At 45.6% G+C, this 24254-nt stretch carries 18 protein-coding genes and 1 other annotated feature; of the genes, 2 read left to right on the top strand and 16 right to left on the bottom strand.

The window, feature by feature from the left end; genetic code table 11:
- Positions 1–66 precede the first annotated feature (66 nt).
- The 11 genes from rlmD to FT12353_RS06725 all read right to left on the bottom strand — a co-directional run bounded on the left by rlmD (position 67) and on the right by FT12353_RS06725 (position 14648).
- Positions 67–1455 (bottom strand): 23S rRNA (uracil(1939)-C(5))-methyltransferase RlmD, encoded by a 1389-nt coding sequence (gene rlmD, locus FT12353_RS06775; protein WP_168779081.1) that lies wholly within the window; start codon positions 1453–1455, stop codon positions 67–69.
- Between the two features lie 103 nt (positions 1456–1558).
- Entirely contained in the window at positions 1559–1819 is a 261-nt protein-coding gene (locus FT12353_RS06770; protein WP_047974287.1) for a type B 50S ribosomal protein L31, read from the bottom strand.
- An 87-nt stretch (positions 1820–1906) separates the two neighbouring features.
- Positions 1907–3193: a UDP-N-acetylglucosamine 1-carboxyvinyltransferase gene (gene murA, locus FT12353_RS06765; RefSeq protein ID WP_059393966.1), complete on the bottom strand. Its 1287-nt coding sequence runs from the start codon at positions 3191–3193 to the stop codon at positions 1907–1909.
- 69 nt (positions 3194–3262) lie between these two features.
- Positions 3263–5719 (bottom strand): phenylalanine--tRNA ligase subunit beta, encoded by a 2457-nt coding sequence (gene pheT / locus FT12353_RS06760; protein WP_059393967.1) that lies wholly within the window; start codon positions 5717–5719, stop codon positions 3263–3265.
- A gap of 2 nt (positions 5720–5721) precedes the next feature.
- Positions 5722–6771 (bottom strand): phenylalanine--tRNA ligase subunit alpha, encoded by a 1050-nt coding sequence (gene pheS / locus FT12353_RS06755; RefSeq protein WP_059393968.1) that lies wholly within the window; start codon positions 6769–6771, stop codon positions 5722–5724.
- Between the two features lie 322 nt (positions 6772–7093).
- Positions 7094–8026 (bottom strand): phosphoglycerate dehydrogenase, encoded by a 933-nt coding sequence (locus FT12353_RS06750; RefSeq protein WP_203619224.1) that lies wholly within the window; start codon positions 8024–8026, stop codon positions 7094–7096.
- Positions 8027–8045: 19 nt separating this feature from the next.
- Positions 8046–9839 (bottom strand): oligoendopeptidase F, encoded by a 1794-nt coding sequence (pepF, locus tag FT12353_RS06745; RefSeq protein WP_203619234.1) that lies wholly within the window; start codon positions 9837–9839, stop codon positions 8046–8048.
- A gap of 392 nt (positions 9840–10231) precedes the next feature.
- Positions 10232–10909 carry a competence protein CoiA gene (locus tag FT12353_RS06740; RefSeq protein WP_059393970.1) on the bottom strand — a complete coding sequence of 226 codons (678 nt, stop codon included), beginning with the start codon at positions 10907–10909 and terminating at the stop codon, positions 10232–10234.
- Between the two features lie 53 nt (positions 10910–10962).
- Positions 10963–12408: an ABC transporter substrate-binding protein/permease gene (locus FT12353_RS06735; RefSeq protein ID WP_059393971.1), complete on the bottom strand. Its 1446-nt coding sequence runs from the start codon at positions 12406–12408 to the stop codon at positions 10963–10965.
- A gap of 45 nt (positions 12409–12453) precedes the next feature.
- Positions 12454–13203, bottom strand: a complete 750-nt coding sequence (locus FT12353_RS06730) for an amino acid ABC transporter ATP-binding protein (protein ID WP_047974281.1) — start codon at positions 13201–13203, stop codon at positions 12454–12456.
- Positions 13200–14648, bottom strand: a complete 1449-nt coding sequence (locus tag FT12353_RS06725) for an ABC transporter substrate-binding protein/permease (RefSeq protein ID WP_059393972.1) — start codon at positions 14646–14648, stop codon at positions 13200–13202. Before FT12353_RS06725 ends, FT12353_RS06730 begins: the two co-directional genes overlap by 4 nt.
- A gap of 127 nt (positions 14649–14775) precedes the next feature.
- Here FT12353_RS06725 and FT12353_RS06720 point away from each other — a divergent pair, with 127 nt between their 5' ends.
- The gene (locus tag FT12353_RS06720) at positions 14776–15774 is read left to right on the top strand and encodes a sugar transferase (protein ID WP_203619223.1); all 999 of its coding nucleotides are present in this window, start codon (positions 14776–14778) and stop codon (positions 15772–15774) included.
- A 72-nt stretch (positions 15775–15846) separates the two neighbouring features.
- On the opposite strand, the gene FT12353_RS06715 is transcribed toward FT12353_RS06720, so the two are convergent.
- Both FT12353_RS06715 and FT12353_RS06710 read right to left on the bottom strand, forming a co-directional pair.
- Positions 15847–16284 (bottom strand): hypothetical protein, encoded by a 438-nt coding sequence (locus FT12353_RS06715; protein ID WP_047974276.1) that lies wholly within the window; start codon positions 16282–16284, stop codon positions 15847–15849.
- A gap of 6 nt (positions 16285–16290) precedes the next feature.
- Positions 16291–18969 (bottom strand): cation-translocating P-type ATPase, encoded by a 2679-nt coding sequence (locus tag FT12353_RS06710; RefSeq protein ID WP_059393974.1) that lies wholly within the window; start codon positions 18967–18969, stop codon positions 16291–16293.
- A 518-nt stretch (positions 18970–19487) separates the two neighbouring features.
- Here FT12353_RS06710 and FT12353_RS06705 point away from each other — a divergent pair.
- On the top strand, positions 19488–20909 hold the full coding sequence (locus FT12353_RS06705) for a cryptochrome/photolyase family protein (RefSeq protein ID WP_059393975.1): 1422 nt from the start codon (positions 19488–19490) through the stop codon (positions 20907–20909).
- A gap of 67 nt (positions 20910–20976) precedes the next feature.
- Here FT12353_RS06705 and FT12353_RS06700 read toward each other — a convergent pair whose 3' ends face one another.
- From FT12353_RS06700 to FT12353_RS06690, 3 genes are all read right to left on the bottom strand, one after another.
- Positions 20977–22164: an MFS transporter gene (locus tag FT12353_RS06700; RefSeq protein WP_203619222.1), complete on the bottom strand. Its 1188-nt coding sequence runs from the start codon at positions 22162–22164 to the stop codon at positions 20977–20979.
- A 142-nt stretch (positions 22165–22306) separates the two neighbouring features.
- Positions 22307–23185, bottom strand: a complete 879-nt coding sequence (locus FT12353_RS06695; RefSeq protein WP_059393977.1) for a LysR family transcriptional regulator — start codon at positions 23183–23185, stop codon at positions 22307–22309.
- Positions 23186–23267: 82 nt separating this feature from the next.
- The gene (locus tag FT12353_RS06690) at positions 23268–23756 is read right to left on the bottom strand and encodes a P-loop NTPase family protein (RefSeq protein ID WP_059393978.1); all 489 of its coding nucleotides are present in this window, start codon (positions 23754–23756) and stop codon (positions 23268–23270) included.
- Between the two features lie 235 nt (positions 23757–23991).
- Positions 23992–24254, top strand: a binding site (T-box leader).

Here is a 24254-nt window from a genome sequence, read left to right as displayed (position 1 = left end):
TTCAATAGCACTTAATTTTAATGCCTTTAAATGACCAGTACCCGATTTCAATACCCCTTATAGCACTTAGTCTTCGCGCTTTTGTAAAACGGTAATCGTCTCGATATGAGCAGTCTGAGGGAATTGGTCCACCGGAACAACCGGCCCTTTGACCTCATAACCCAAGTCCTTAAACAGGGCGACATCACGAGCAGCCGTCACGGGATTACAAGAAACGTAAACCACGCGGTCAGGGCCCATTTCAGCTGTCTTTTCAATTAACTTCGGCGTCAATCCCCGGCGTGGTGGGTCGACAAAGACAACGTCTGGTCGAATCCCTTGCTTTTGCCAATCCTCAAACTGATCAGGCGCATCGCGCTCAATATAACTAGCATTGTCAATCTGATTTAATGCCAAATTTTTCTTAGCATCCAGTACTGCCCCGGGAACAACCTCAACACCAATCACTTCCTTGACACGGTCAGCGACTGAAATTCCGATTGTCCCAATTCCCGCATAGGCGTCAACGACAACATCCGTCGGCTTTAAATCAGCCAAATCAGCTGCCTTTTGATACAGCTTTTCCGTCATGACCGGATTAACCTGGTAGAAGGAATTTGGGCCGATTAAGAATTTTTTGCCGAGCAACGTGTCCTCAATGGTCGCCGAACCAAAGAGAACCCGGTTGTTGGCACTTAATTGGACATAATCTTTTTTAGGTGCAAAGTTCAAAATTAAGGAGGTCAAATCAGGCAAGGCATCCACGATATCAGCCACAAGACCCGCCTCGTCGGGCAAATTCTCCTCGTTAGTCACCAAAACCACCATTAACTGCTGGCTATAGTACCCCCGGCGCACCATCACATAGCGGATGGCCCCCTCTTCTTGGTCTGGATCATAGGCAGAAACGCCCCGTTTAGCAAGAATCTCACGAACGATGACAATCACTTGGTCTACCCGGGCATCATTAACATAGTAGTCTTCCATCGGTACCAAATGATGGCTACCTCGTTGATAAAAGCCGGATAAAAGCTGACCATCCTGCCACTTAAGGGGCACAACGGTTTTGTTGCGATAGTAGGTTGGCGTTGTATCCATCGTAATCGGATCAGCAACAGTGACCTTTAGGCCAGCATCGTGAAAGTTTTTTTGCACAATTTGCTGCTTAAATTCTTTCTGATTTGCATAAGCCCAGTTAACCAAGGGAGCCGTCCCGGCCTCAATCAAATATTGGCGGTTCTGATTTTTGCGCCCAGTACTCTCTTTAACCCAAGCCAAAATTTTTCCGTAGGCGGAATACTTATCCACCTGGATAATGTCAATTTCAACTTCTTCACCAAGCATGGCATCAGCTAAATAAATCGGATAATCTGGCCAACCCTCTAAAAAGGCCATGCCCATCCCATTTTGGCGAATCTCTTTGATAGTGACCGTCAATTTTTCATGTAATTTAACAGGTACGATTGTCTTTGCCATCATGCCTCCAGCACTTTGCTTGGTGATAACTCACTGCAAACAAATCCTTTTTCCACAAGCCAAGAAAAAACGCCCACCGAGGTGAGCGTTTTTATAAAACAACTTAGTCGTTGTTCTTGAAGCCGAAGTTAGCAAACTTCTTGTTAAACTTGTCAACCGCACCATCAGCTTGAGTAAACTTCTGCTTACCAGTGTAGAATGGGTGTGAATCTGAAGTGATTTCCATACGTACTGATGGATATTCTTGACCTTCAAAATCAGTAGTTGTGTCAGTTGCAACAACAGATGCTGACAAAAACTTCTTACCAGTTGCGGCATCAATAAAGACAACTGGACGGTAATCTGGATGGATTTCTTTTTTCATGAGTATCTCCTTAGCGCCCTGATTTTATTAAATCAGAGTCAGTTATTAACTTAACTATTCTATCACAGGGATATTATCCATGCAAGGTTAAGGCATCAAGTTGATTAAATCAACACCTTCAATTTTCAAGTCGACCCCTAGAGAAGCTAATTTATCAGCTAAACGGTCGTAACCGCGCAAAATATGCGTGGCATTTTCAATCACGGTTTGGCCGTCGGCCATAATACCGGCAATCACCAAAGCGGCTCCTGCACGAATCTCTGCCGCTTCCACAGTTGCGCCAACCAAACGCTCGGAATGGTTAACCTTAATTTCACCTGGGTTCAATGATGATAACTCTGCACCCATCCGTCGCAATTCAGCAATATGCTTATTGCGCATCGGATAAATGGTTTCGGTAATCGTGCTTTCACCGTCGGCTAAAAACAAGAGTGGCGTGATTGGCTGTTGCAAATCAGTGGCGAAACCTGGATACGGCATCGTCTTAATGGCAACAGGTTTCAAATCGTGGCTTGGTCCGATAAAGACGGAATCTTCACCGATTTGCATATCAACGCCCATTTCCAACAACTTTGAAGTGTATGACTCCAAGTGTTCTGGAATGACGTTTTTGATGGTTACGCCATCACCAAAGGCAGCGGCCATCGCCATGTATGTTCCCGCCTCAATTCGGTCAGGAATCACTGTGTGGGTATTGCGTGCTTCCAAACGATCAACACCAGTAATACGAATTGTGTCGGTTCCAGCACCGCGAATATTGGCCCCCATGTTGTTCAAGAAGGTCGCAATATCAATGATTTCTGGTTCCTTGGCGACGTTTTCGATAATCGTCTGCCCCTTGGCCCTTACGGCAGCCAAGATAATATTGATGGTGGCCCCAACAGAAACCGTATCAAGAGTCACACGTGCCCCAGTTAAACCATGGGCAGTTGCATCAAGGGTAATAATATCACCGACTTCAGTCACCGTTGCACCCAAAGCTTCAAAGCCCTTGATATGCTGGTCAATTGGTCGTGATCCGAGATTATCACCACCAGGGAAAGTTACCGTTGCTCGACCAAAGCGACCAAGCAACGCCCCCATGAAGTAATAAGAGGCGCGCAATGATTTAATGGCCGTTGAAGGCAATTCGGATTCCGTAATCGTAGTTGGATCAATCGAAAGGTCACCGTTTGCGAAATTAGAACGAACGTTCATCGCAGCGAGAATATACTGTAAGTTTTTAACATCTAAAATTTGTGGAACATTGTCAAAATTGACAGGCGTGTCGGCCAGAATTGCGGCTGGAATTAATGCAACCGTCGAGTTCTTAGCTCCGCCAATGGTCACCGCACCTGAAATCTTGTGGCCACCGTTAATAATAATTTTTGCCATAAGGGCTATCCTACTTGCTTGTGGTTTTACCCTAATTATATCGTTTTTGTTACAACAAGACAATCAAAATCAGCGGATTTCCGCACTTAATTCTGCCGTCAAAGTTGCCGTCATTTTTTCAAAAGCATCCGTCACAACTGATTCAACTAAGGTGTCAGTCTTATCTTGATAAGTCAACTGATAAGCCAATGACTTTTTACCTGCTGGCAATCCCTGACCTGTGTACAAGTCAAAGAAAGTCACGTTTTGAAGGTAATCCCCACCATTGGCTTTAATCACATCAAAGACCTGTTGTTGGTCGATACTGTCATCAACTAAGACGGCCAAATCACGACTGATTTGTGGGTACTTTGAAACAGGTTGATAAGCAACTGGTGCCTGCGAATGATCGATGACCACTTCCAGGTCAATTTCAAAGGCAAAGACTGCAGGTAGCTTGGCATTCGCCAAAACGGCCGGATGAATTTGACCAACAAAGCCAAGGTAAGTAGAGCCAAGATAAACATCCGCTGTCTGTCCCGGGTGCATGGCTTCGTGTTGTGCACTTTGCTCAAAGCGCACTGCACTTGAATCAAGACCAATCGTCTGCAAATATGCCTCTAAGCGTCCCTTGATATCGTAGAAATCAGCAACTTCATCTTTTTCACCCGTCTGCCAGCTTGATTCAGCCACATTGCCAACCAAAACGCCGGCTAGGTGTTCACGTTCTTCCGGTTGAACATTCTCGCCTTGGGCCAAAAAAATTCGTCCCTGCTCATATAGGGCAATGTCCTTAACTGACCGAGCAACGTTATAGGCGACATCATCCAACAGACCGGACAAAAGGTTTTGTCGAATCGTTGTCCGATCTGATGACATTGGGTAATCCAGGGCTACCACGCCACGGCCCTGGTCCAAGTTAAAGGCCGTTGCCTTTTCGGGAGTTGTCAGGGCATAAGAAATGGCCTGGTCAAAGCCGAGGCTTTCCATAATTTCTCGACTAGCACGAATTTTCTTTTGCCGTGGTGTCAAATCACCCGGCGTGCTCTGTCCTTCAACCAAGGCCGTTGGTAAATTGTCATAACCGTAAAGACGTCCCACCTCTTCAATCAAGTCAGCTGGGATGGTCAAATCCGTCCGACGACCAGGAATGGTTACTAAGTACTGCCCTTCCTTTTCATCAATCGGCAAAGCCAAGCGAGTGAAAATGGCAGAAATTGTGGCCACTGACAAATCAGTCCCCAAAATCTGATTGATGCGGTCGCGACTGATGGCAATCGTTTCCGGTGCCCGATAAGCAAAGCCAAACTTACTCAAACCAACAACAATCTTACCCTTAGTCAACATGGCCATTTCGGCAGCCACTTGATCAAGGACTTCAAGGGTTTGATCCAAGTCAATTCCGCGTTCAAAACGGAATGACGACTCTGACCGCAACGTGTGGCGGCGAGCACTTTGCCGCAAAAGACTTGGGTTAAATTGGCCGGCTTCAACAACGACCTTCGTCGTATCAGCCGTCACAGCAACTGCAGGGTTCGTGGCGATTCCAGCCAAGGACAAGATTTGATCACCTGCTGCAACCACAATATCCTGGCCAGCACGAAGAGCCATCGCCTCTTCTTCTCCTTGAGGCAAAGTTTCACCTTCTTTTGCCAAACGAACTTCCAGCTGCATCGTGGCTAATTTATCCAAGTCATAGACGTGCAAAGGTTGCCCCGTCAGCAAGAGCCAATAGTTGGCCAAATCAGTAATTTTGTTTTCTGGCTTGAAACCGGCATTCCACAGGCGGCTTTGCAACCAGAGAGGTGATGGGTCGTTTTTAACTTGGCCCAAGACACGAACTGCATACCCCGTTGCCAAATCAGCGTTTCCAGCAACCGTCACCACCGCATTTGACTCGGATTGATCACTCAAAACCGTTGTCTGTGGCAGCATCACCTTTTGGTCAGTCATGGCAGCCAATTCATAGGCCATCCCCCGCATTGACAAAAGATCAGCCCGGTTAGGGGTCAAATCGGTATCAATCATCGGATCGTTAAGGCCCAAGACTGCGAGTGCATCATCCCCTGGCTTGACACCATCTTCTTCTGTGAAGACGTGAATGCCTTCCTCAAAGTCCTGTGGTGCCACAGCATCAGCTAAGCCGATTTCTTGCAAGGCAACCAGCATCCCATATGAGGTTTCCCCACGAAGCTGGGCCTCCTTGATGGTCACCAAGTCACCGCTTTCACGGTCGACAATCTGAGCGCCAACACGAGCTAAGATTACCAACTGGCCTTCGGCCACGTTTGGTGCACCGGTCACAACCTGGATGGTCTCTTGACCATCAAAAACCTGTGTGATCACCATGTGATCAGAATCTGGATGGGGCACAACCGAATCAACTCGGACAACCACGAGACCAGACTGCTTGGCAGCAGCCGTTCCAACAGATTCCAATTCCACACTGGTCAATTCAATTTGCTGTGCCAAATCCAAGACAGCCTGTTCACTCAAATCAAGCCCCGGCTGTAAGTATTCGTTTAACCACTTTAAATTGGTCTTCATGATTAGTTCCCCCGCTTATTAAATTGATCCAAGAACCGGACATCGTTTAAGTAGAATTGACGAATGTCTTCCACGCCATACTTCAGCATTGCAAAACGATCAGGACCCAAGCCAAAGGCAAAGGCTGAGTATTCTTCTGGATCAACGCCATCCATCTTCAAGACATTTGGATGAGTCATCCCCGCTCCCAAAACTTCAATCCAACGGATATCTTCTGGCTTGGTATCTTCCGTCACTTCGTTCCAAGAAACGTCAACTTCGACAGAAGGTTCCGTAAATGGGAAGTAAGATGGGCGCAGACGAATTTGGTGCTTTTCACCGAAAAGCTCCTGCATGATTGACAGCAATGTTCCCTTCAAATCAGCCATGGTAATGTTCTTACCAACAACCAAACCTTCCACTTGGTGGAATTGGTGTGAGTGCGTTGCATCGTCAGTGTCACGGCGGTAAACCTTACCCGGCGCAATCATCTTCAATGGTCCCTTAGAAAAGTCATGCTTCTCCAAAGCACGTGATTGAACGGGTGACGTCTGCGTCCGCAGCAAAATTTCTGGCGTCACATAAAAAGTATCCTGCATATCACGGGCTGGGTGATCCTTTGGCAGGTTTTCCCGCTCAAAGTTGTATTCATCCGTTTCCACTTCAGGTGAATCGATTGGATCATCAATCACTTGATAGCCCAATCCCAAGAAATGGCTTTCGATTTCATCCATGATTTGTTGCAACACATGACGGTTACCCAACTTGGGCTTTGCTCCCGGCAGGGTCACATCAAGCGTTTCCGCCTGCAACTTGGCATCCATCGCCGCCTTTTCTTGAACGGCCTTCATGGCTGCTAAGCTATCTTGGATTTGTTGGCGGACCTGATTGCCCACCTGGCCGACGGCCTTCTTTTCATCGATTGAAAGGTCCTTCATCGACTTCAAAACCGTTGTGATTTTTCCCTTCTTACCAAGGTAAGCCACCCGGACTTGTTCCAAGTCGGCTCCCGTTGCTGCCAAATCAGCCTCAGCTTGCTTGGCGATTGCCTGTAATTCATCAATTAATGTCATTCATCTTCCTCTTTTTCCCAATAAAAAAGTCCCCTATGTTGTTCACACAACATAAGGGACGTAAGAGAACTTCCGCGGTACCACCCAGTTTCTGACCAAAAGGCCAGCACTCTTGGCCGGTATCGGCGGCTTACCGTTGACTGTTAGGCCAAAGTCTCCAGACTGAAATTCGAGGCACCAGCAGACGGTCTTGCACTAGACACCGTTCGCTTTGCTACTGGCTGACCCCTACTAGGTCCTTCATCGTAACTCTAGTATAACAAAAATCAGGAAAACCGCCTAGCCTGTTTTTAGCTCGACGGTTTGAAAAATTCCTATTGATCTAATCGTTAACTTGGTCCTCGGAAGGCTTCCCCTCGAAAACTGCTAAGACATTCTTAGCGGCTGTCTTGGCGACTTCAAAGTCAGCTTCCTTTGAGTGCGCTGCCACGTGTGGCAAGACAAAAGCATTTGGTAGGGATAACAGTTCGTTATCCGGACTAATTGGCTCTTGGTTAACCACATCCAGACCTGCAGCGGCAATCTTACCAGACTTTAGGCTAGCAATCATAGCAGCTTCATCAATCACTGGGCCACGACCAACATTGACCACCACTGTACTTGGCTTCATCTTGTCAAAGGCCTTTTGATCAATCAAGCCCGTCGTGCTTGGCGTTGCTGGCAAGGCTGAAACAACGAAATCAGCCTGTTGGAAGATTTCATCGAGGTCAGCCATTCGACCATTGGGAACATCACGGTCATGACGCGCATAGGCCAAGACGTGAACGCCAAAGCCAGTCAATAATTTAGCAATTTCTTGCCCGATATGACCAAAGCCGATAATCCCAACAATTTTACCTGAAACTTGCTGGCCACTCTTGCCAACCATGTAGTCAGCGGCCTTCTTGTCCGTAATGGCATCGTGACTTGTTTCAAACAAGCGCCCTGCCATCAACATCAACGTAATTGCTGTTTCAGCCACCGCACCGGCATTCGCACCAGGCGTGTTGGTCACAGCAATGCCGCGTTCACTAGCAGCTTGCAAATCAACGTTGTCATAGCCAACACCATGACGAGCGATAACCTTCAAATTTGGGAAGCGGTCCATGACTGCTCCGTCAACTGGATACATCATCAAGATGATACCAATAACCTCATCATCGCTTGCAAAATCCTCTGATGTTGCCTGTGGGTTTGAGACGATTTCTAACCCTGCTCGCTTCAATGGAGCAAGAGCGTTTTCATCAATCCCATCAAATACTAAAACTTTCGCCATGATTATCGAAACTCCCTTCTTACTTTGCCTGACCAAGTAATGCTTCAAGCTGATTTAACCGGTCTTCAAAGACGGCAAAGGCTTGATCTAAGTATGCACCTTCTGTCATATCAACGCCAGCCTTGGCGATAACTTCTAATGGACTCGCCGAGTTACCGGCCTTCAAATAGTCCTTATAGCGTTCCGCCTCACCCTTTTCCAAAATGTTTTGGGCCAGCGTTGTGGCAGCCGCTTCACCAGTGGCGTACTGGTAAACGTAGAAATTGTAATAGAAGTGTGGAATCCGTGACCATTCGTAAGCAATTTCTGGGTCCTTAGTCAAATCAGGACCATAGAACTTTGAATCCAAATCGCCATAGTAGGCAGCCATGGCTTCGGCTGTCAACGGTTGACCAGCAGCGTCCTGGTCATGAATCCAAGCTTCAAAATCAGCAAATTCCGTTTGACGGAAGACCGTCCCCTTAAAGCCATCTAAGTACTGGTTCAAAACATAAGCTTGGACCTTAGGGTCATCATAGGTCTTCAAAAGGTAATCCGTCAAGAGGGCTTCGTTAGTCGTTGAAGCAATTTCAGCCAAAAAGATTGGATAATCACCGTAGTGGTATGGCTGGTTGTGTCGAGTCAAATAAGAATGAACGGTGTGACCCATTTCGTGGACCAAAGTATAGACGTTATCCAGTGTATCCTGCCAATTCAGCAAGATATAAGGGTTGGTATCGTATGCCCCACCAGAGTAGGCCCCTGAGCGCTTTCCCTTGTTTTCGACAACGTCAATCCAGCGCTCAGCAAAGGCCTTCTTGACCACTTCCAGATAATCCTCGCCCAATGGTGCTAATGCCTTTAAGGCGATTGCCTTGGCATCTTCATAGGTAACAGGTAAATCCACATCATCCGTCAAGGAAACATACAAGTCGTATGAGTGAACCTCTTCCAAGCCCAAGACTTCCTTGCGCAAAGAAACGTAGCGATGCAAAAGCGGCAAGTTCTTTTCAACGCGGTCCGTCAAGGTATCATAAACGGCCGTTGGAATCTGATTTGACAGAACGGCTGCTTCCTTAGCGGATTGATAGTGGCGAGTCTTCGCCAAGAAGTTGTGCTTCTTAACCGTTGAGGACAAAGTGGAAGCAAAGGTATTCTTCAACGCCATATAAGCGTCGTAGAGTGTCGTAAAGGCCTGTTGACGGGTTGGCTGGTTCTTAGACCGCAGCATCACACCATAGAGGCCATTCGTTAATTCTTCAACTTCACCGTTTTCCGTTACAACATCACCAAAGTCCATGTCGGCGTTGTCGAGGGCCGAGAAGGTTTGTTCGGCCGATGACAAAACGGTTGAGGCACCCGCTAACAAAGCCTCTTGGTCTGCTGGCAGTGTGTGGGCCTTTTCCGAAAGCAAGACATCAAAGAAATGACGGTAAGGCACCAGTGCCTGATCTTCGAGATAAGCGGACAAAGTCTTTTCATCAATTGCCAAAACTTCTGGTTGGAAGAAGGCAGTTGCCTGGCTCACAGCGGCCAAAAGGTCCTGAGCTTGGGCATAAACACCGGCATAGTGGTTATTTGCCGTGTCTTCATCATATTTTTGATTGGCATAAACGTAAATCTTTTCAAATGACCGTTCGATTTGGAGGTCCGTTTCCAAACCGGCCAACAGGGTCTGGGCAGAATCACCAAGGTGACCGACATACTGGTCCAAGTCGACCAGGCTAGCCTTCAAAGCGGCAACCGCTTCTTCAAAGGCCTGGTCATCTGCAAAGACCGTGGTTAAATCCCAAGTCAGTTCCGTTGGCACTTCTTGTCGTTTGATTTGTCCCATATAGTTGTTGCCCAAGGCATTGGCTTGCTTCAGGCCCCCCTTTTCTGATATTTTACTCATTTTAACATAGCAATCTTAATCTGCGACAAATTGCAGAAGCTTTATCACTAAAATTTTGTTGTCTTGTAAGCAGATGACGCCGCTGGCTGCCAAATCAGCATATGTCGCTTTCAAAATTTTCTCGTGGTCTTGAAAACTGGGGTAAAAATACTGTCTTAATCGGGCACTAAGACTTTCCTCAAAAATCCAATGACTAAGTCCAACTCTTTCCAACAACAAGACAAGAACCAACCGAAAGTGCCAATTGGGGACTGCTAGGCCAAAGGCTTGCCCCAGTAAACACCAATCTGGCAGTTGATCAAGCCGATGCCCCCGTTCATAAAGATAGTTAATCAGGTCAACCTTGTCTGATTAACGATTAGTTGGCCGGTTAACTGCCTCCCTACTCGCTCGTCATTATCAGTACCATTAGCCACGCTGGACAAGACGACCCCAAAACCAGTCTGGCTTTCATACTGTAGTTTATGGAAGTCCGTTTTAGAAAAATTAAACCGAGTATCAAAACGTTTCTGCTTGGGCACATAAAAAAATAGTCGGCCGCCGTAGAGAAACCGACAAGTTAATTCGCCCGACAAACGTCGCTGATAGTAGGCCGGCCCCAAAACCCATAGGACCTCTAATCCGAGACTATGCATACCCTCATTGCGCTCTTGAAGGCGTTTTTTTCCAATGGGTGAACACTGGTATTCAATTGCCAAATCCGCCCCTCGCGGGCGTTTAACCAATAGATCCGGGCGCTGACTAATTTGACTTAAGACGGGTTCGACTACCACCTGATAGTCTTTTGCAAAATGTTGATACAGTGCCATCTTGCCTAAGAGATGATCGATTGTTTCGCCCTCCGTAAAAGAATGGCAGCCCTCTTGCACCTGATGAGCAAAGTGGGCCACATTTTGTTGGCCATGGCGAAGCACCACCGGCTTCTTGCAGGCCGGACAACGATAACTTTCGCTTCGATTGGCGAAGTTGGCAAAGCAATATTGGTTGGATGAATTAATCGCAAGTAACATAAAAAGGGCCTCTCAGTCAGTTAGACGAGAGAACCCTTTAAAATCATTTTTAATTAATCTAAACGCTTCTTTAACCAGTTTGAGAACCAAGTCAACAGCGTAATCACAATCATGTAAATCAGACCGATAATAGCCCAAACACGGAATCCTTGTGAGTTACGAGCAACAATCAATGTTCCCGTTTGTGTCAATTCCAAAATTCCGATAGCAGACAAGATTGACGTGTCCTTCAAAGTAATGATGAACTGGTTAACAAACGATGGCACCATAATCTTCAAACCTTGTGGCACCACGACCTTAGACATTGCCTTACCGTAAGGCAATCCCAATGAACGAGCAGCTTCCATCTGTCCTCGGTCAACGGCTTCAAAACCACCGCGAACAAAGGCACCGGTATAAGCACCCTCATTCAAAATCAGCGTCAACAAGCCGGCCGTAAAGGCAGGAATCTTCGTGCCAATAACACCTGGCAAACCAATATAAATGAAGAAGGCCAAGACCATCAGTGGCAAACCACGGAAAGCGTAAATAATCGTTGTGGATAACCCACGCAAGAACTTTGACTTAGCCACACCCATCAAACCAAGAACCAAGCCCCAAAGAGAAGCGAGGATAATACCGGCGACGGTCAACTCGATTGTTTGAACCAAACCATCGAAGAAGGCCTTCTTGTTTGAACGCAAGATACCCCAAGTAGAATTGTTATCTGCAGATGAACCCGTAAAGTTCTTCTGGTCTGATTTCAAATACTTATCAACAATCTTTTGATAAGAACCATCGGCCTTCATTTCCTTCAAGGTCTTGTTAAAATCAGCAATCAACTGTGGGTTTTGCCCCTTCTTAACGAAGAAGCCGTAACCACCGGCATTACCAGGGTTATTTGGATTCTTAACTTCCAAATCTAAGCCGTTTTTAATGGCGTACTGGATAACCGGCATGTCTTCAAAGGTTGCGGCACTGTTACCGTTGACAACATCGTTGTACATGGTATCAGTATCGTTAAAGTACTTAACCTTAAAGCCATACTTCTTCTGCAAAGACAAACCGTAGTTTGAGGCAGCCGTTCCAGACTTCAAGGCAACCGTCTTCCCCTTCAATTCGGATAATGACTTAATCTTTGAGCCCTTCTTGGTAATCCAAGCGACACCAGTCTTATAGTAAGGATCCGAAACATCATAGACTTGCTTCCGTTCGTCCGTGATGGCCATTCCGGCAATGATTCCATCTGCCTGGCCGTTAGCAACCATTTGGGCAGCGGCATTGAAAGACATTGGCTTCAATGTGTAGGTGAAGTGGTTTCTCTTGGCCACTTCCTTCAAAATATCTTGGTCAATACCGACGTACTCATTATTTTTGTCTTGGAAATCAAAGGGTGCATAAGTTGCATCCGTTGAGATGACATAATTGGGTTCAGCAGCATTTGCCTTCGTTCCAAAGGCAAAAAGCCCCAAGAAAAGCGTGAACGCCACCAAAATCGGCTTTACTCGTTGGTTGACCATTGTATTCATTCTTCCTATCTTTTCGTGTTAAGCGACCGATTGATCTTAGGCTTGCATTACCTTTGACAAGAAGGTTTGCAAACGCTCGTTCTTTGGTGCATTAAACACTTCTTCAGGCGTACCAGATTCTTGAATCTTACCAGATTCGAAGAAGACAACCCGGTCAGCCACTTGCTTGGCAAAGCCCATTTCGTGGGTAACAATAATCATCGTCATTCCTGACTTAGCCAAATCCTTCATAACATCCAAAACATCGCCAACCATTTCTGGATCCAAAGCTGATGTTGGCTCATCAAAGAGCATGATGTCCGGGTCCATTGCCAAAGCACGGGCAATGGCAACACGTTGCTTTTGTCCACCTGACAATGAATTAACTGATTTGTCAGCCTTATCTGACAGGCCAACAGTTGCTAACAATTCCTTACCACGCTTGTCTGCTTCTTCCTTTGTCATCTTGCCCAATTGAACAGGTGCCAAAGTAATGTTTTGCAAAACAGTGTAGTTGTTAAAGAGGTTAAAGTTTTGGAACACCATTCCGATGTTTTCGCGAACCTTATTAATATCAGTCTTTGGATCAGAGATGTCATAGCCATCAACTTCAACCAAACCAGAGTTTGGCATTTCCAACTGATTTAACATCCGCAAGAAGGTTGACTTTCCTGAACCAGAAGGCCCAATCATAACAACAACTTCGTTGGCCATCACGTCCAAAGAGATGTCACGCAAAACGTGGTTATCGCCATATGACTTGTTAACCTTGTCTACGTGTACTTTCACTTGCTTTTCTTCACTCATGCTCGTGTCCTTTTTTCAACCCAGTTACTCAACCATGTAAGTAACGTAATTACAATTAAGTATATCACAGCGATAATTGCCCAGACACGGAATCCCTGGGAATTCCGAGTAACAATCAATGTACCAGTCTGTGTCAATTCCAAAATACCAATAGCAGACAAGATTGACGTGTCCTTCAAGGTAATAATAAATTGGTTAATAAAACTTGGAATCATTAACTTCAAACCTTGCGGAATAATAACCTTACGCATGGCCTTTGAATGAGAAAGTCCCAATGAACGGGCAGCTTCCATCTGACCACCGTCAACAGAATTAAAACCACCACGAACGAAGGCCCCTGTATAAGCACCTTCATTTAAAATCAGTGTCAAAACACCGGCTGTAAAGGCAGGAATCTTCACGCCAATCACACCAGGCAAACCGATATAGATGAAGAAGGCCAAAACCATCATTGGCATTCCACGGAAGATATAGATAATCGTTGTTGACAAGCCACGCAAAAACTTTGACTTTGCCACACCCATGACACCCAAGAACAAGCCCCAGATAGTTGCCAGGATAATTCCAACAATCGTCAAGTAAAGTGTTTCCTTCAAGCCAGTCCAGAAAGCTGATGAGTTTGAACGCAAGATACCAAAGACGGAGTTGTTGTCAGAAGCTGAACCAGTAAAGGTTGATGCCTTCGCATCCAAGTACTTGTTGACGATTTTGTCGTAAGTACCATCCTTCTTGATGGCAGCAAAGCCCTTGTCAAAGGCAGCCAACAAAGCAGCGTTAGCACCCTTCTTAACGGCAAAGCCATAGTCACCGGCGTTAAATGGATCCTTAGGGTTTTGAACCTTCAATTCTGTTCCGTTCTTAACGGCGTACTGCAAAACTGGCAGATCACCGAACGTAGCGGCTGTGTTCCCGTTAATCACATCACGGTATGAAGTATCGGAATCAGAGAAGTAAGTAATCTTGAAACCATACTTTGATTGGATTGATTCGGCATACTGTGCACCGGCAGTTCCAGTCTTCAAAGCAACCGTCTTGCCCTTCAAATCAGACAAAGACTTGATCTTTGAATTTTTGGCAGTTGCCCAACCAATTCCACTACGGTAGTAAGGGGTTGAAAAATCAAAAACCTGACGGCGGGCGTCAGTAATTGACATTCCAGCAATCACCCCATCGGCCTGATCAGAAGCAACGGCCTGGGTAGCGGCGTTAAAGGACATTGGCTTTAATTCATATGTAAATCCTTCACGCTTGGCGATGGTGGCCAAGATGTCTTGGTCAATTCCAACGTACTTGTTATTCTTGTCTTGGAAATCAAAGGGTGCGTAAGTAGCATCCGTGGCGATAATGTAGTGGGGTTCGCTGGCCGAAGCTGGCTTTTGGCTTGCCACACCAAAGGCCAGGAAGGCTGCCACTGCAGTCACCAAAGTCATTAGTACTTTTTTCATAATAACCTCTTTTTCATAATGTTCCTATTATATCAAAAACTAACAGAGCATTTACTGACAATGTTAGTTTTTATTACGTTAGTGGTCTAGTCCGAAAGGGGGAATGGAGTCTGCTATAATAGACTTCATGACTAATTGGATTACCCAAACAATCGAACCGTGGATGCCAAAGGGCGCTTTAAAGGCCAAGGACGACTATGCCAAAATCGCTCAAGCAAGCGGTTTCTCTCGCCTTCCTCTTGAACGCTATAACGATCAGCGTTTTTCAAAAACCGAACGTCAAAAGCGAATCGAGGAGGCACTCAAGCTGATTGTACCAGGTGATACCGTGGTCCATCAATTCCCAACTTACATGAGTGCTGATTTTGAAGCCGAATGGTTGACAGCTATTAAAGACAAAAAAGCCAATTATGTCTTATTAATTCACGACTTTGAACCATTCCGAGTAACAAAAGCTAACCCGACGGAATTCACTCTAGCCCAAAAAGCCGACCTCATCATCACCCATTCAGAGGCGATGAGCCAATACTTAGCAAAAATGGGTGTTAACAAAAAAACGATTGTCCAACCCCTTTTTGACTATTTGGGACCAAATCCGCCCCTAGCCAGTTACCAAAAAATTCTAAATTATGCCGGCACTTGGCAAAAGGCCCCCTGGCTACAAGATTATCAAGGACCGGCGCTGAAGCTTTTTGGTAATCGGCCTAAGAAGTGGCGCGATTGGCAAACACCAGCAGACATCGAATGGACCGGCAACTTCGAACCAGACGATATTCAAAACCACTTGGACAGCGGGTTTGGCTTACTTTGGGATAGCGATTTCGATACCCTCCACTATCAAAGCTACACGAAAATCAATGCGCCACATAAGGCCAGCCTCTACCTCAAGGCTGGCCTGCCCCTCATCGCCTGGCAAGAAAGCCATATCGGCCGGTTGATTGACCGCTACCAAATCGGTTTCACCATCAACGATTTGGATGAACTGGAAGACCTGATGAAAACCTTGACGGCCGACCAGTATCAAAGCTGGCAGGCTAATCTCTTGCCACTGCGAGAACAGGTTAGCGAAGGATTCTTTACTAAAACAACGCTTGAGGCTGTCACTGATTTCTTCCATAGAAGTTAACTGATTGCATTAGCACATAGAAAAAGCACCGCGAAGCGACCAAATTTACTTGGTCGTCCGCAGTGCTCTTTTTTATACACCAAAGATTTTAGCAACTTGCGCTTGAACCTTGTTCAAGTAAGTTTCCTGATCAGCTTCAGATTGAGCAAACTTTTCGTCGTCAACCTTTTGGCCATCAAGGATCAATGCATCAGCCATCATGGCTGTTGCGTCGGCGTAATCCTGGTAAGCCTTCGCCAACGTCTTGTGAGCACCCATAAAACGAACGGGTACGGTCAAGGCGGCTAAAGTCTTAGCGTTTTCTTGGTAAACAGCCACAGCATCATCAAATTCCGCCTTTACTTCGGCAAAATCAGCCTTGGGCATGTCAGCGACTGCTGATTCTTGCTTAGCTGAATCTAATTTGACGAAAAATGGTGAAACGTGGTCAGCTGTCTCCTGTGTCTTTGTCAAGACATCTTGGAGTGCTTGGAGATAATACTGTAATTGCTTGGGGTTAAATTTTGCCACTATGCTTTATCCTTTATTGAAAAATTGTCGTTGCACCCATTTTACCAGTTCGACAATCACAATGATAGAGAAAGCTGCTAGGACAACGGTCAACCACTGGTGACTATCAAGGTAAGTCACGTGGAAGATTGGGTTCAATGGCTTGATAAAGACAACGGCCATCATAGCAAAGAGTGAGAAGACCAAGGCCCAGTTGAAGAACTTGTTGGCAAAGGCCTGTGGTCCCAACTCCGATTGGTAAACGCTCTTAACGTTAATGGCATTAAACATTTGCATCAATCCTAAGGTCATAAAGGCCATCGTCAAGGCATCCCCGTGAATCAATTCTGATCCTTGGTGCTCTGGGAAGGCCAAGGCAATGCCATAAACTGCCAAAACAAGGATGGCCTGCATCGTTCCCTGCCAGATAATAGCTGGGCCGACCCCACCAGACAAGAAGTTAGCGGTCTTACCACGTGGCTTCTGTGACATCACGCCCTTTTGAGCTGGTTCCAGTCCCAAGGCAATAGCTGGCAAGGTATCCGTTACTAAGTTAATCCACAAGATCATCACGGGTGCGAGCACTTCCCAACCAAGCAACGTCATCATAAAGATGGCAATCACTTCGGCCAAGTTTGATGCCAGCAAGTATTGTAAGGCCTTTTGAATATTGGCAAAGACCTTCCGGCCTTCCTTTACGGCCGCAACAATCGTGGAGAAGTTATCATCGGCCAAAACCATGTCGGCCGCTTCCTTAGAAACTTCCGTTCCAGTAATTCCCATGGCCACCCCGATATCGGCAGTCTTCAAGGCTGGCGCATCGTTGACACCGTCTCCAGTCATGGCCACGACCTTGCCCTTACCCTGCCAAGCCTGAACAATCTTAACCTTGTGGGCTGGTGCCACTCGGGCATAGACACGAACATCCTTAACTCGGTCTTGGAAGTCTTCTTCCGGCATTTCATCCAATTCCGCACCTGTCATCACGGCCTTGGTACGGTCATCTTCATCCGTTAAGATGCCCAAACGACCGGCAATCGCAGCGGCGGTCTTAGGATGGTCACCCGTAATCATAATTGGTTGGATGCCAGCCTTCTTGGCTTCAGCAACGGCGCCCTTAACTTCAGGACGTTCCGGATCGATCATGGCGATTAAGCCAACCAAGATTAAGTCCTTTTCCACATCATCAGCTTGCGGATTGTCTGGCACTGCTGCCAAATCCTTGTAGGCAAAAGCCAAGACACGGAGGGCCTGATCGGCTAACTCAGCGTTGATGTCTTGGTACTTGGCCAAATCAGCATCGGTCACGGGCCTGATTTCACCGTGGTCTAAGACCTGGCTGACGCGAGCCAAAATCGAATCTGGTGCCCCCTTAACCGTTGCTTCAAAACCACTAGCAACCGGGTGAATCGTTGTCATCAACTTTCGTTCGGAGTCGAACGGAATTTCACTGACACGTGGCATTTGAGCAAGCGTGTCCTTGTAAGCCGGACGGTACTTCTTATTAAAGGCAATCAAGGCAGTTTCGGTTGGATCACCCAGCAAGCCGTCATCGATTTCCTTCGTATCGTTATTCAAAGCCAGCAAGTCGGCCAACTTCAGCAAATCAGGGTTCACCTGGTCGGCCTCGAAAGGATTTTCAGCCTTCAAATCAACGATTTCCCCATCCAAGACCAACTTTTCAACGGTCATCTTGTTTTGGGTCAAGGTTCCAGTCTTATCGGAACCAATGATATCCGTTGATCCCAAAGTTTCAACGGCAGGCAACTTCCGAACCAAGGCGGCCTTCTTGGCCATTCGGGCTGTTCCCAAGGCCAGAGTAACCGTGACGATGGCTGGCAACCCTTCAGGAATGGCAGCCACGGCCAAGGAAATCGAAGTCAAAATCAAGTCAATTACTTTAGCATCTTGGGTAAAGTAACCAACCACGAAGGTCAAGGTTGCAATCGCCAAGATCAGGTAAGTCAAAATCCGACCCAACTGTGCCAAATTTTCCTGCAATGGTGACTTGGTTTCATCTGTTGACTGCAGTGATTCCGCAATCTGACCGACCTGAGTCTGCATTCCGGTCGCAATCACGATACCAGTTGCCTTTCCATAGGTCACGTTGGCGTTCATAAAGGCCAAGTTCGCTTGGTCACCCAACGGCAAGTTGTCACCGGTCAAAACGGCATCCGTCTTTTCCACCGGCACTGATTCACCGGTCAATGTTGATTCTTCCACCTGTAGGTTGGCAACAGAAACTAAACGCAAATCGGCTGGGACAACATCCCCAGCTTCCAAATACACAAGGTCACCCACGACCAAATCAGGGGCAAGCACTTCCTGGTCGCGACCAGCACGGACAACTCTAGCCTTTGGTGTTGCCAAAGCCTTCAAGGCTTCGATAGCTCCTTCAGCCTTGCTTTCTTGGAAGACACCGAAGACCGCGTTAATAATCACGATAGCCAAAATAAAGGCAGCATCGGTTGTTTCCCCCGTAAAGGCAGCCACTAGGGCGGCGGCCAACAGGATACCAATCATCAAGTCCTTAAATTGGTCGACAAACTTTTGAAAAAGGCTACGCTTTTTCTTAGCGACCAGGGCGTTTGGACCATCCTTTGCCAAGCGTTCTTGGACTTGTTCTTCGGTTAAACCAGTTTGCACATTGGTTTTGAGCTCGCTGGTCAAATCAGTGACATCAATTTGATACGGTTGTTTTGCCACAATTCTCTCCTTTTCTGACTACTCTCTTTTTTATCTGGTCTGGGTAAAAGAAAAAAGACCCATACCAAACGCAAAAAAGCGTTATGGTATGAGTCTCACTGTTTAAGGCTGAGCCGGTGCAATAAAGCTTGCACGATATAAAACACTACTGTTTTGCTTTGACGGTTATCAGCCACGAACATTTCGTCAGTTACTCCCTCAGAAATTTTATTATGTCTTTAGTATAACAGAATTTTTACAGCTGTATAGTGCTTTTTGGTATTTCTAAATGAATTAAAAAAATTAGAACAACGAGGTCCTTCCGACCGGCAATTAATCGCATTTTGCCGACAACAACAAGTAGGATAAAATAGGAAATAATTGCAAATCAGCCAAGCATTCGCTTGAACAAAAATCTATGGTCAAAAAGCAGATTTTTCCCGTCCAATTAAGCGAAACAATCAAAGCACAGTTAGCACCGCTGATTTTTCATTTCTACACTCGGTAATTCAAAAGCAATCATTTAATAAGGAAAATAAATGGCAAAAACAAGTATTATGTGGTTTCGCAGGGACCTGCGACTGACCGATAACCAGGCGCTGCATGCCGCCATACAAAATAGCGACCAGGTCATCTTCATTTTTATCATTGACCCACAACAAGTCCAAAATAATGCAAGCGTTAACCAGAGCGCCTTCTTTGCTAGTGTCTTACATTTTAAAGAGACCCTTGCCGAAGACAATATCACTCTCTCAATCCAAAATGGTTCGGTGACCGATGTTATTACAGAAATCAAAGAAGCAGTTCCCTCCATCAGCGACATCTACCTCAATTTCGATGAGCGTGGTTACGGTCGCAAAAGGGACCAGCAAACCATCCGCTACCTCTCACAAGAACTCGGTATCGTCGCTCACCCCTTTTTGGACTTTACCTTGACCAGCGCCTCTTCAATCAAAAAACAGGACGGAAGCGCCTACCAAATCTTTACTCCTTACTATAAAAAGTGGTTACCTTCTAAAAAAGACCAGCCATTGCCGGTTCTAGCCAGCACTGCAATTCGTAATAAACAGGTGGCGAAACCTTTCGAGGACCGCATTGATGACCTAAGAAAATTAATCAATCCCAACCACAGCTATGCCTACCAGGACAGTCTTGGTGAGCAGCAAGCAAGCAGCACTTTAGAGGACTTTGTCTCTAATAAATTAGCCGACTACAACCAAAACCGAGATATTCCAGCGCTGGATGGTACCAGCCATTTATCACGGTACTTAAGAACTGGTGAAATTTCCATCCGAACGGTTTACGATGCGGTCAACCGCCAACCTGATAGTCTGGGAAAAGAGACTTTTATCAAGGAACTCTGCTGGCGCGACTTTTATAATATGATTTACACCGTTTACCCTGACCAAAAGGACCAGGCTATTAACACGAAGTTCCAAAGCATTCCCTGGATTAACGACGAGGCCCAGTTTGAAGCCTGGAAAAACGGCACGACCGGCTTTCCTATTATCGATGCGGCCATGCAGCAGTTGAACCAAACCGGTTGGCTCCATAACCGTTTGCGCATGATTGTTGCTTCCTTTTTAACCAAGGACTTACTGATTAATTGGACATGGGGCGAGCAATACTTTCAAGAAAAACTAGTCGACTATGACCCCGCTAGCAATATCGGTGGCTGGCAGTGGGCTGCCTCAACCGGCACGGACAGCGTTCCTTACTTTCGAATCTTTAATCCATTTACCCAGGCCGAAAAATTTGATCCGGATGCCAAGTTTATTAAGCAATACATCCCCGCCCTCGCTGATTTGCCAGCCGATAAAATTCACCATATCGACCGCCTGAGCGAAGCCGACCAGCAACAATACCAGGTAATTCTTGGAAAAGATTATCCAAAACCAATCGTCGACCATGCCCTTGCCCGCAAACGGGCAATCGCTAGCTATAAGAATTTAAACGCATAAAAAAGAAGGAACTTTACTGTAAGTTCCTTCTTTTTTTTCGTTCAATCAATTACTATAAAAAATCAGCTTAGCTTTCTGCACCAATCTTCTTACTAAAGATAATTCCGAATCCTAAGAAGCCCAAAGAAATCGACAGAATCAAATAAATGGCAAAAATCATGTCCCAAGAATGGAATTGGTTAATTAAGTAACCAGAGGCAATTGGCCCAATTGCAGCCGACAAGTAACCGGCTGACTGAGCGGTTCCCGATAATTCGGCCGTTTGTTCAAAGCGAACAGTCTTCTGTTGGAAAAAGACAATACTTAAGGTAAAGGCAGACGCTGTCCCCATTCCAGACAGAGCTGACCAAAGGGCGTTCAAGAAAAAGCTATGAGTAGGGAAAAGCATGCCAAAAGTTGCCACTGAAACAGCAATAGCACTAAATAACGCCATCCCAATCATCCCTGGCTTCCGCTTGGCAATCATTGGGGTCACAATGGCCATTGGATTCCCAAAAATCTGGAAAAAAGTAGCCAAGACGCCGGATGTTGTTGCCACAAAACCATGGTCAATCCAATATTTTGGCATCCAAGTCATTAATGAGTAGGCCAACAATGACTGAATTCCAAAGAACAACGTAATCAACCAGGTTACGCGATAATTTTTGACCGAAAAATCACCTTCAGCTTCTTCTTCGCTTTCCAGCTGATGGTTAGTTTGTGGTAATTGCTTAAAAGCACTTCCCCATACGATCAACGTTAAGACCGTTAAGACAGCAAAAACCATCATAGTTGTGGAAAAATTTGTTGCCTTTAAAATTGGTACCACCGTTGCTGTCCCGATACCAGAAAAGAGTGTCATCATCGCTGGGTAAATTCCTGTCAATAAAGCACTTTGCTTTGGAAAATACTCCTGAATAATACTTGGTAACAAAACGTTCCCACCGGACAGACCAATCCCAATTAAAATCATCCCCACAAAGAGCAAAATCGGATTCGTAATGACCCGAATAGCTACTCCAACCGTTAATAGTAACAGAGAATAGAATAAGACTTGCGGATTCCCAGCACGCACGCCCCATTTCCCAATTGCTGGTGATACTAAGGCAAACATCAAAACTGGAATCGTGGTGAGCCAGCCACTCACGCTGGTTGGCAAACCTAAAATGGTATGTAATTGAGGCAAAATTGGTGGCAAAATCGTAATTGGCAAACGTAAGTCAGCACCAATTAAAATGATGCCGAGTCCGGCTAACAAATAAACTCTTTTTTTCAAAAATCAGTTCCTCACATTCTATAAAATCGCACAAAAAAGGTCGCTAACGCGACCAGAGCAAACTTTGCTTCTTTCGTATATTTTTATCTTAACCCCAAAATTGATATACGTATAATACTTATTAAGCTGATTTTCATGCCTTTTAGGCATTTTTGACCAATTGAATAAATTCCTGAGCAGTTGGATTTAAAATACGGTCCTTCTTCCAGACCAGCATTCGGTCATTTTCCAACCGTGGCTCTAAAGGAATAAACTTTGTCCCATCCGTATTTTCATTGCTGGCCCCCTCGATTGCCAAAGCAACGCCAACCCCTTCTCGAACCAGTGGCAAGACATTAAAGAGCAAGTTGTACATGCCAATAATATTCATCTTCTCGGGATCAAACTGGCCCCACTGATAAAAACTCTCTTGCACTGCATCCCGCTTGGCGCCAATGATTGGCAAAGGTAAAAGATCGGCGGGTGTCACAGACTTTTTATCGGCTAGCGAACTCTGCGAGGCAACCACAATCCCCAAGGCTTCCGTACCGGGTAACTTGACCACGTTAAAATCAGCCTGGTCGAGAGTTAAAGGACCAACCATAAAGGCCAAATCAAGCAGCCCCTTCTCAAGTTTGTCCAGGAGATCATTTCCATTGCCACTATAAAGTTCAAAGGTCACCCGGTCGTGTTTTTTTCGCATGGTCTTCATAATTTTAGCCAAAAAAGTTGAGTTATCCGACTCAATACAACCGATGGTGACCTTTCCAGTTAGTTCCCGGTCCTGATAGGTTGCAAATTCTTGCTCGGTTTTTTGATCCAAAGCAACCAACTCTTCCGCCTTGGCCTTCAAAAACCGGCCCGAATCAGTCAGCGTCAGCTTTTTATTATCACGGATAAACAAATTAGTTTGCAAACGTTCCTCAAAGGCGTGAATTTGCCGGCTTAATGTTGGTTGCGTGATATGTAAATCAGCAGCGGCCTGGGTAATATTTTGTGTCTCGGCCACTTTTAAAAAATATTGTAATAAGCGAATTTCCATCCGTCACTCCTTCAGAATTCATCGATAGTCATATAGGACGATTCCTTTAATCAGCACTAAATTCGAGTAACCTAGCATACCCTTAATGAGCTAAATCACCCATGATTTTTCGAACAACTGCTTCTTGGCCAAGGCTTGGGTCAATGACCCTTTCACCTGTAACCTGTAATAAATCATGGGGTCGAAACCACTTTGCTAAATCAACTTCATCAAAACCTGGGTTCATTTTTTCTTGATGACGTTTAACAGTTTCCTCAAATGGCAAATCATAATAATAGATAAAGCTTTGGTCAGCCTGGTCAATCATTTCGAACAGCATTTGGCCATATTTTGAAGCTGGGAGAATCCCTTCGATAATTGTATACCGACAATTTTTAATCCCAAACAAAGCCATCTCCTTGATTAGATCAATTGATAGATTTTTGGGTGTATCCTTTACTCGTAACATTGTCCGCCGGACATAATCCTGCGGAATTAATAAATTATTTTCACCAAGTTGTTCATGTAAAGCGTTCGCAGTGACCGTTTTGCCACTACCCGAATTTCCTCGAATCACGATTAGATTTCCCATTTATGTCCCCCCACCATCACCTCATTGCTACTACTATATCAATAAATCAAAAGCCACATTCAAATGCTACGCCGGCCCGTATAAAACACCGAAACCTCAACCTAATTGTTTCAATGAAATCAGTAACATCTTTGATATAATAATTCTAAACAAAGCCTGATTTGGCACTTTTATTAAAATTTTTATCATTTTTGTTGACAAGGAAGCTAACATCTTGTAATATAGACACATCATATCAAACAAGTTGATCAGGAAAGTAAAAAGTAACTTTAGCCTAGAGACTTACCGGTTGGTGCAAGGTAAGGTAAAGAAGCTTTTGAAAATGACCTGTGATTGGCAACTACGAATCGGTTTACCGTTAGTAGTTGACGGATTGGCCCTCGTTACTTGGGCACACCATTCGGCTAGGATCATTCCCCGGGGCCCGATGGTTAGTGAGCAGCCTGAAGGTAACTTTGGGCAAAAACTCAGAATGGTAACGCGAAAGTCGCTTCTGTC

Origin of the sequence: Fructobacillus tropaeoli, assembly GCF_016860625.1 — a bacterium.
In the GTDB taxonomy this organism is placed as follows: domain Bacteria; phylum Bacillota; class Bacilli; order Lactobacillales; family Lactobacillaceae; genus Fructobacillus; species Fructobacillus tropaeoli.
The sequence above is the reverse complement of the archived record's forward strand: the minus strand, read 5'-3'. Positions and strand labels throughout refer to the sequence as shown.

Coding starts and splice junctions, on each gene's coding strand:
- FT12353_RS06730 (WP_047974281.1), bottom strand. CDS start 13,203: ATGAGTGAAGAAAAGCAAGTGAAAGTACACGTAGACAAGGTTAACAAG.
- pheT (WP_059393967.1), bottom strand. CDS start 5,719: ATGAAGACCAATTTAAAGTGGTTAAACGAATACTTACAGCCGGGGCTT.
- murA (WP_059393966.1), bottom strand. CDS start 3,193: ATGGCAAAAATTATTATTAACGGTGGCCACAAGATTTCAGGTGCGGTG.
- FT12353_RS06720 (WP_203619223.1), top strand. CDS start 14,776: ATGACTAATTGGATTACCCAAACAATCGAACCGTGGATGCCAAAGGGC.
- FT12353_RS06705 (WP_059393975.1), top strand. CDS start 19,488: ATGGCAAAAACAAGTATTATGTGGTTTCGCAGGGACCTGCGACTGACC.
- FT12353_RS06690 (WP_059393978.1), bottom strand. CDS start 23,756: ATGGGAAATCTAATCGTGATTCGAGGAAATTCGGGTAGTGGCAAAACG.
- FT12353_RS06695 (WP_059393977.1), bottom strand. CDS start 23,185: ATGGAAATTCGCTTATTACAATATTTTTTAAAAGTGGCCGAGACACAA.
- FT12353_RS06740 (WP_059393970.1), bottom strand. CDS start 10,909: ATGTTACTTGCGATTAATTCATCCAACCAATATTGCTTTGCCAACTTC.
- rlmD (WP_168779081.1), bottom strand. CDS start 1,455: ATGGCAAAGACAATCGTACCTGTTAAATTACATGAAAAATTGACGGTC.
- FT12353_RS06725 (WP_059393972.1), bottom strand. CDS start 14,648: ATGAAAAAAGTACTAATGACTTTGGTGACTGCAGTGGCAGCCTTCCTG.
- pepF (WP_203619234.1), bottom strand. CDS start 9,839: ATGGGACAAATCAAACGACAAGAAGTGCCAACGGAACTGACTTGGGAT.
- FT12353_RS06770 (WP_047974287.1), bottom strand. CDS start 1,819: ATGAAAAAAGAAATCCATCCAGATTACCGTCCAGTTGTCTTTATTGAT.
- FT12353_RS06750 (WP_203619224.1), bottom strand. CDS start 8,026: ATGGCGAAAGTTTTAGTATTTGATGGGATTGATGAAAACGCTCTTGCT.
- FT12353_RS06735 (WP_059393971.1), bottom strand. CDS start 12,408: ATGGTCAACCAACGAGTAAAGCCGATTTTGGTGGCGTTCACGCTTTTC.
- pheS (WP_059393968.1), bottom strand. CDS start 6,771: ATGACATTAATTGATGAATTACAGGCAATCGCCAAGCAAGCTGAGGCT.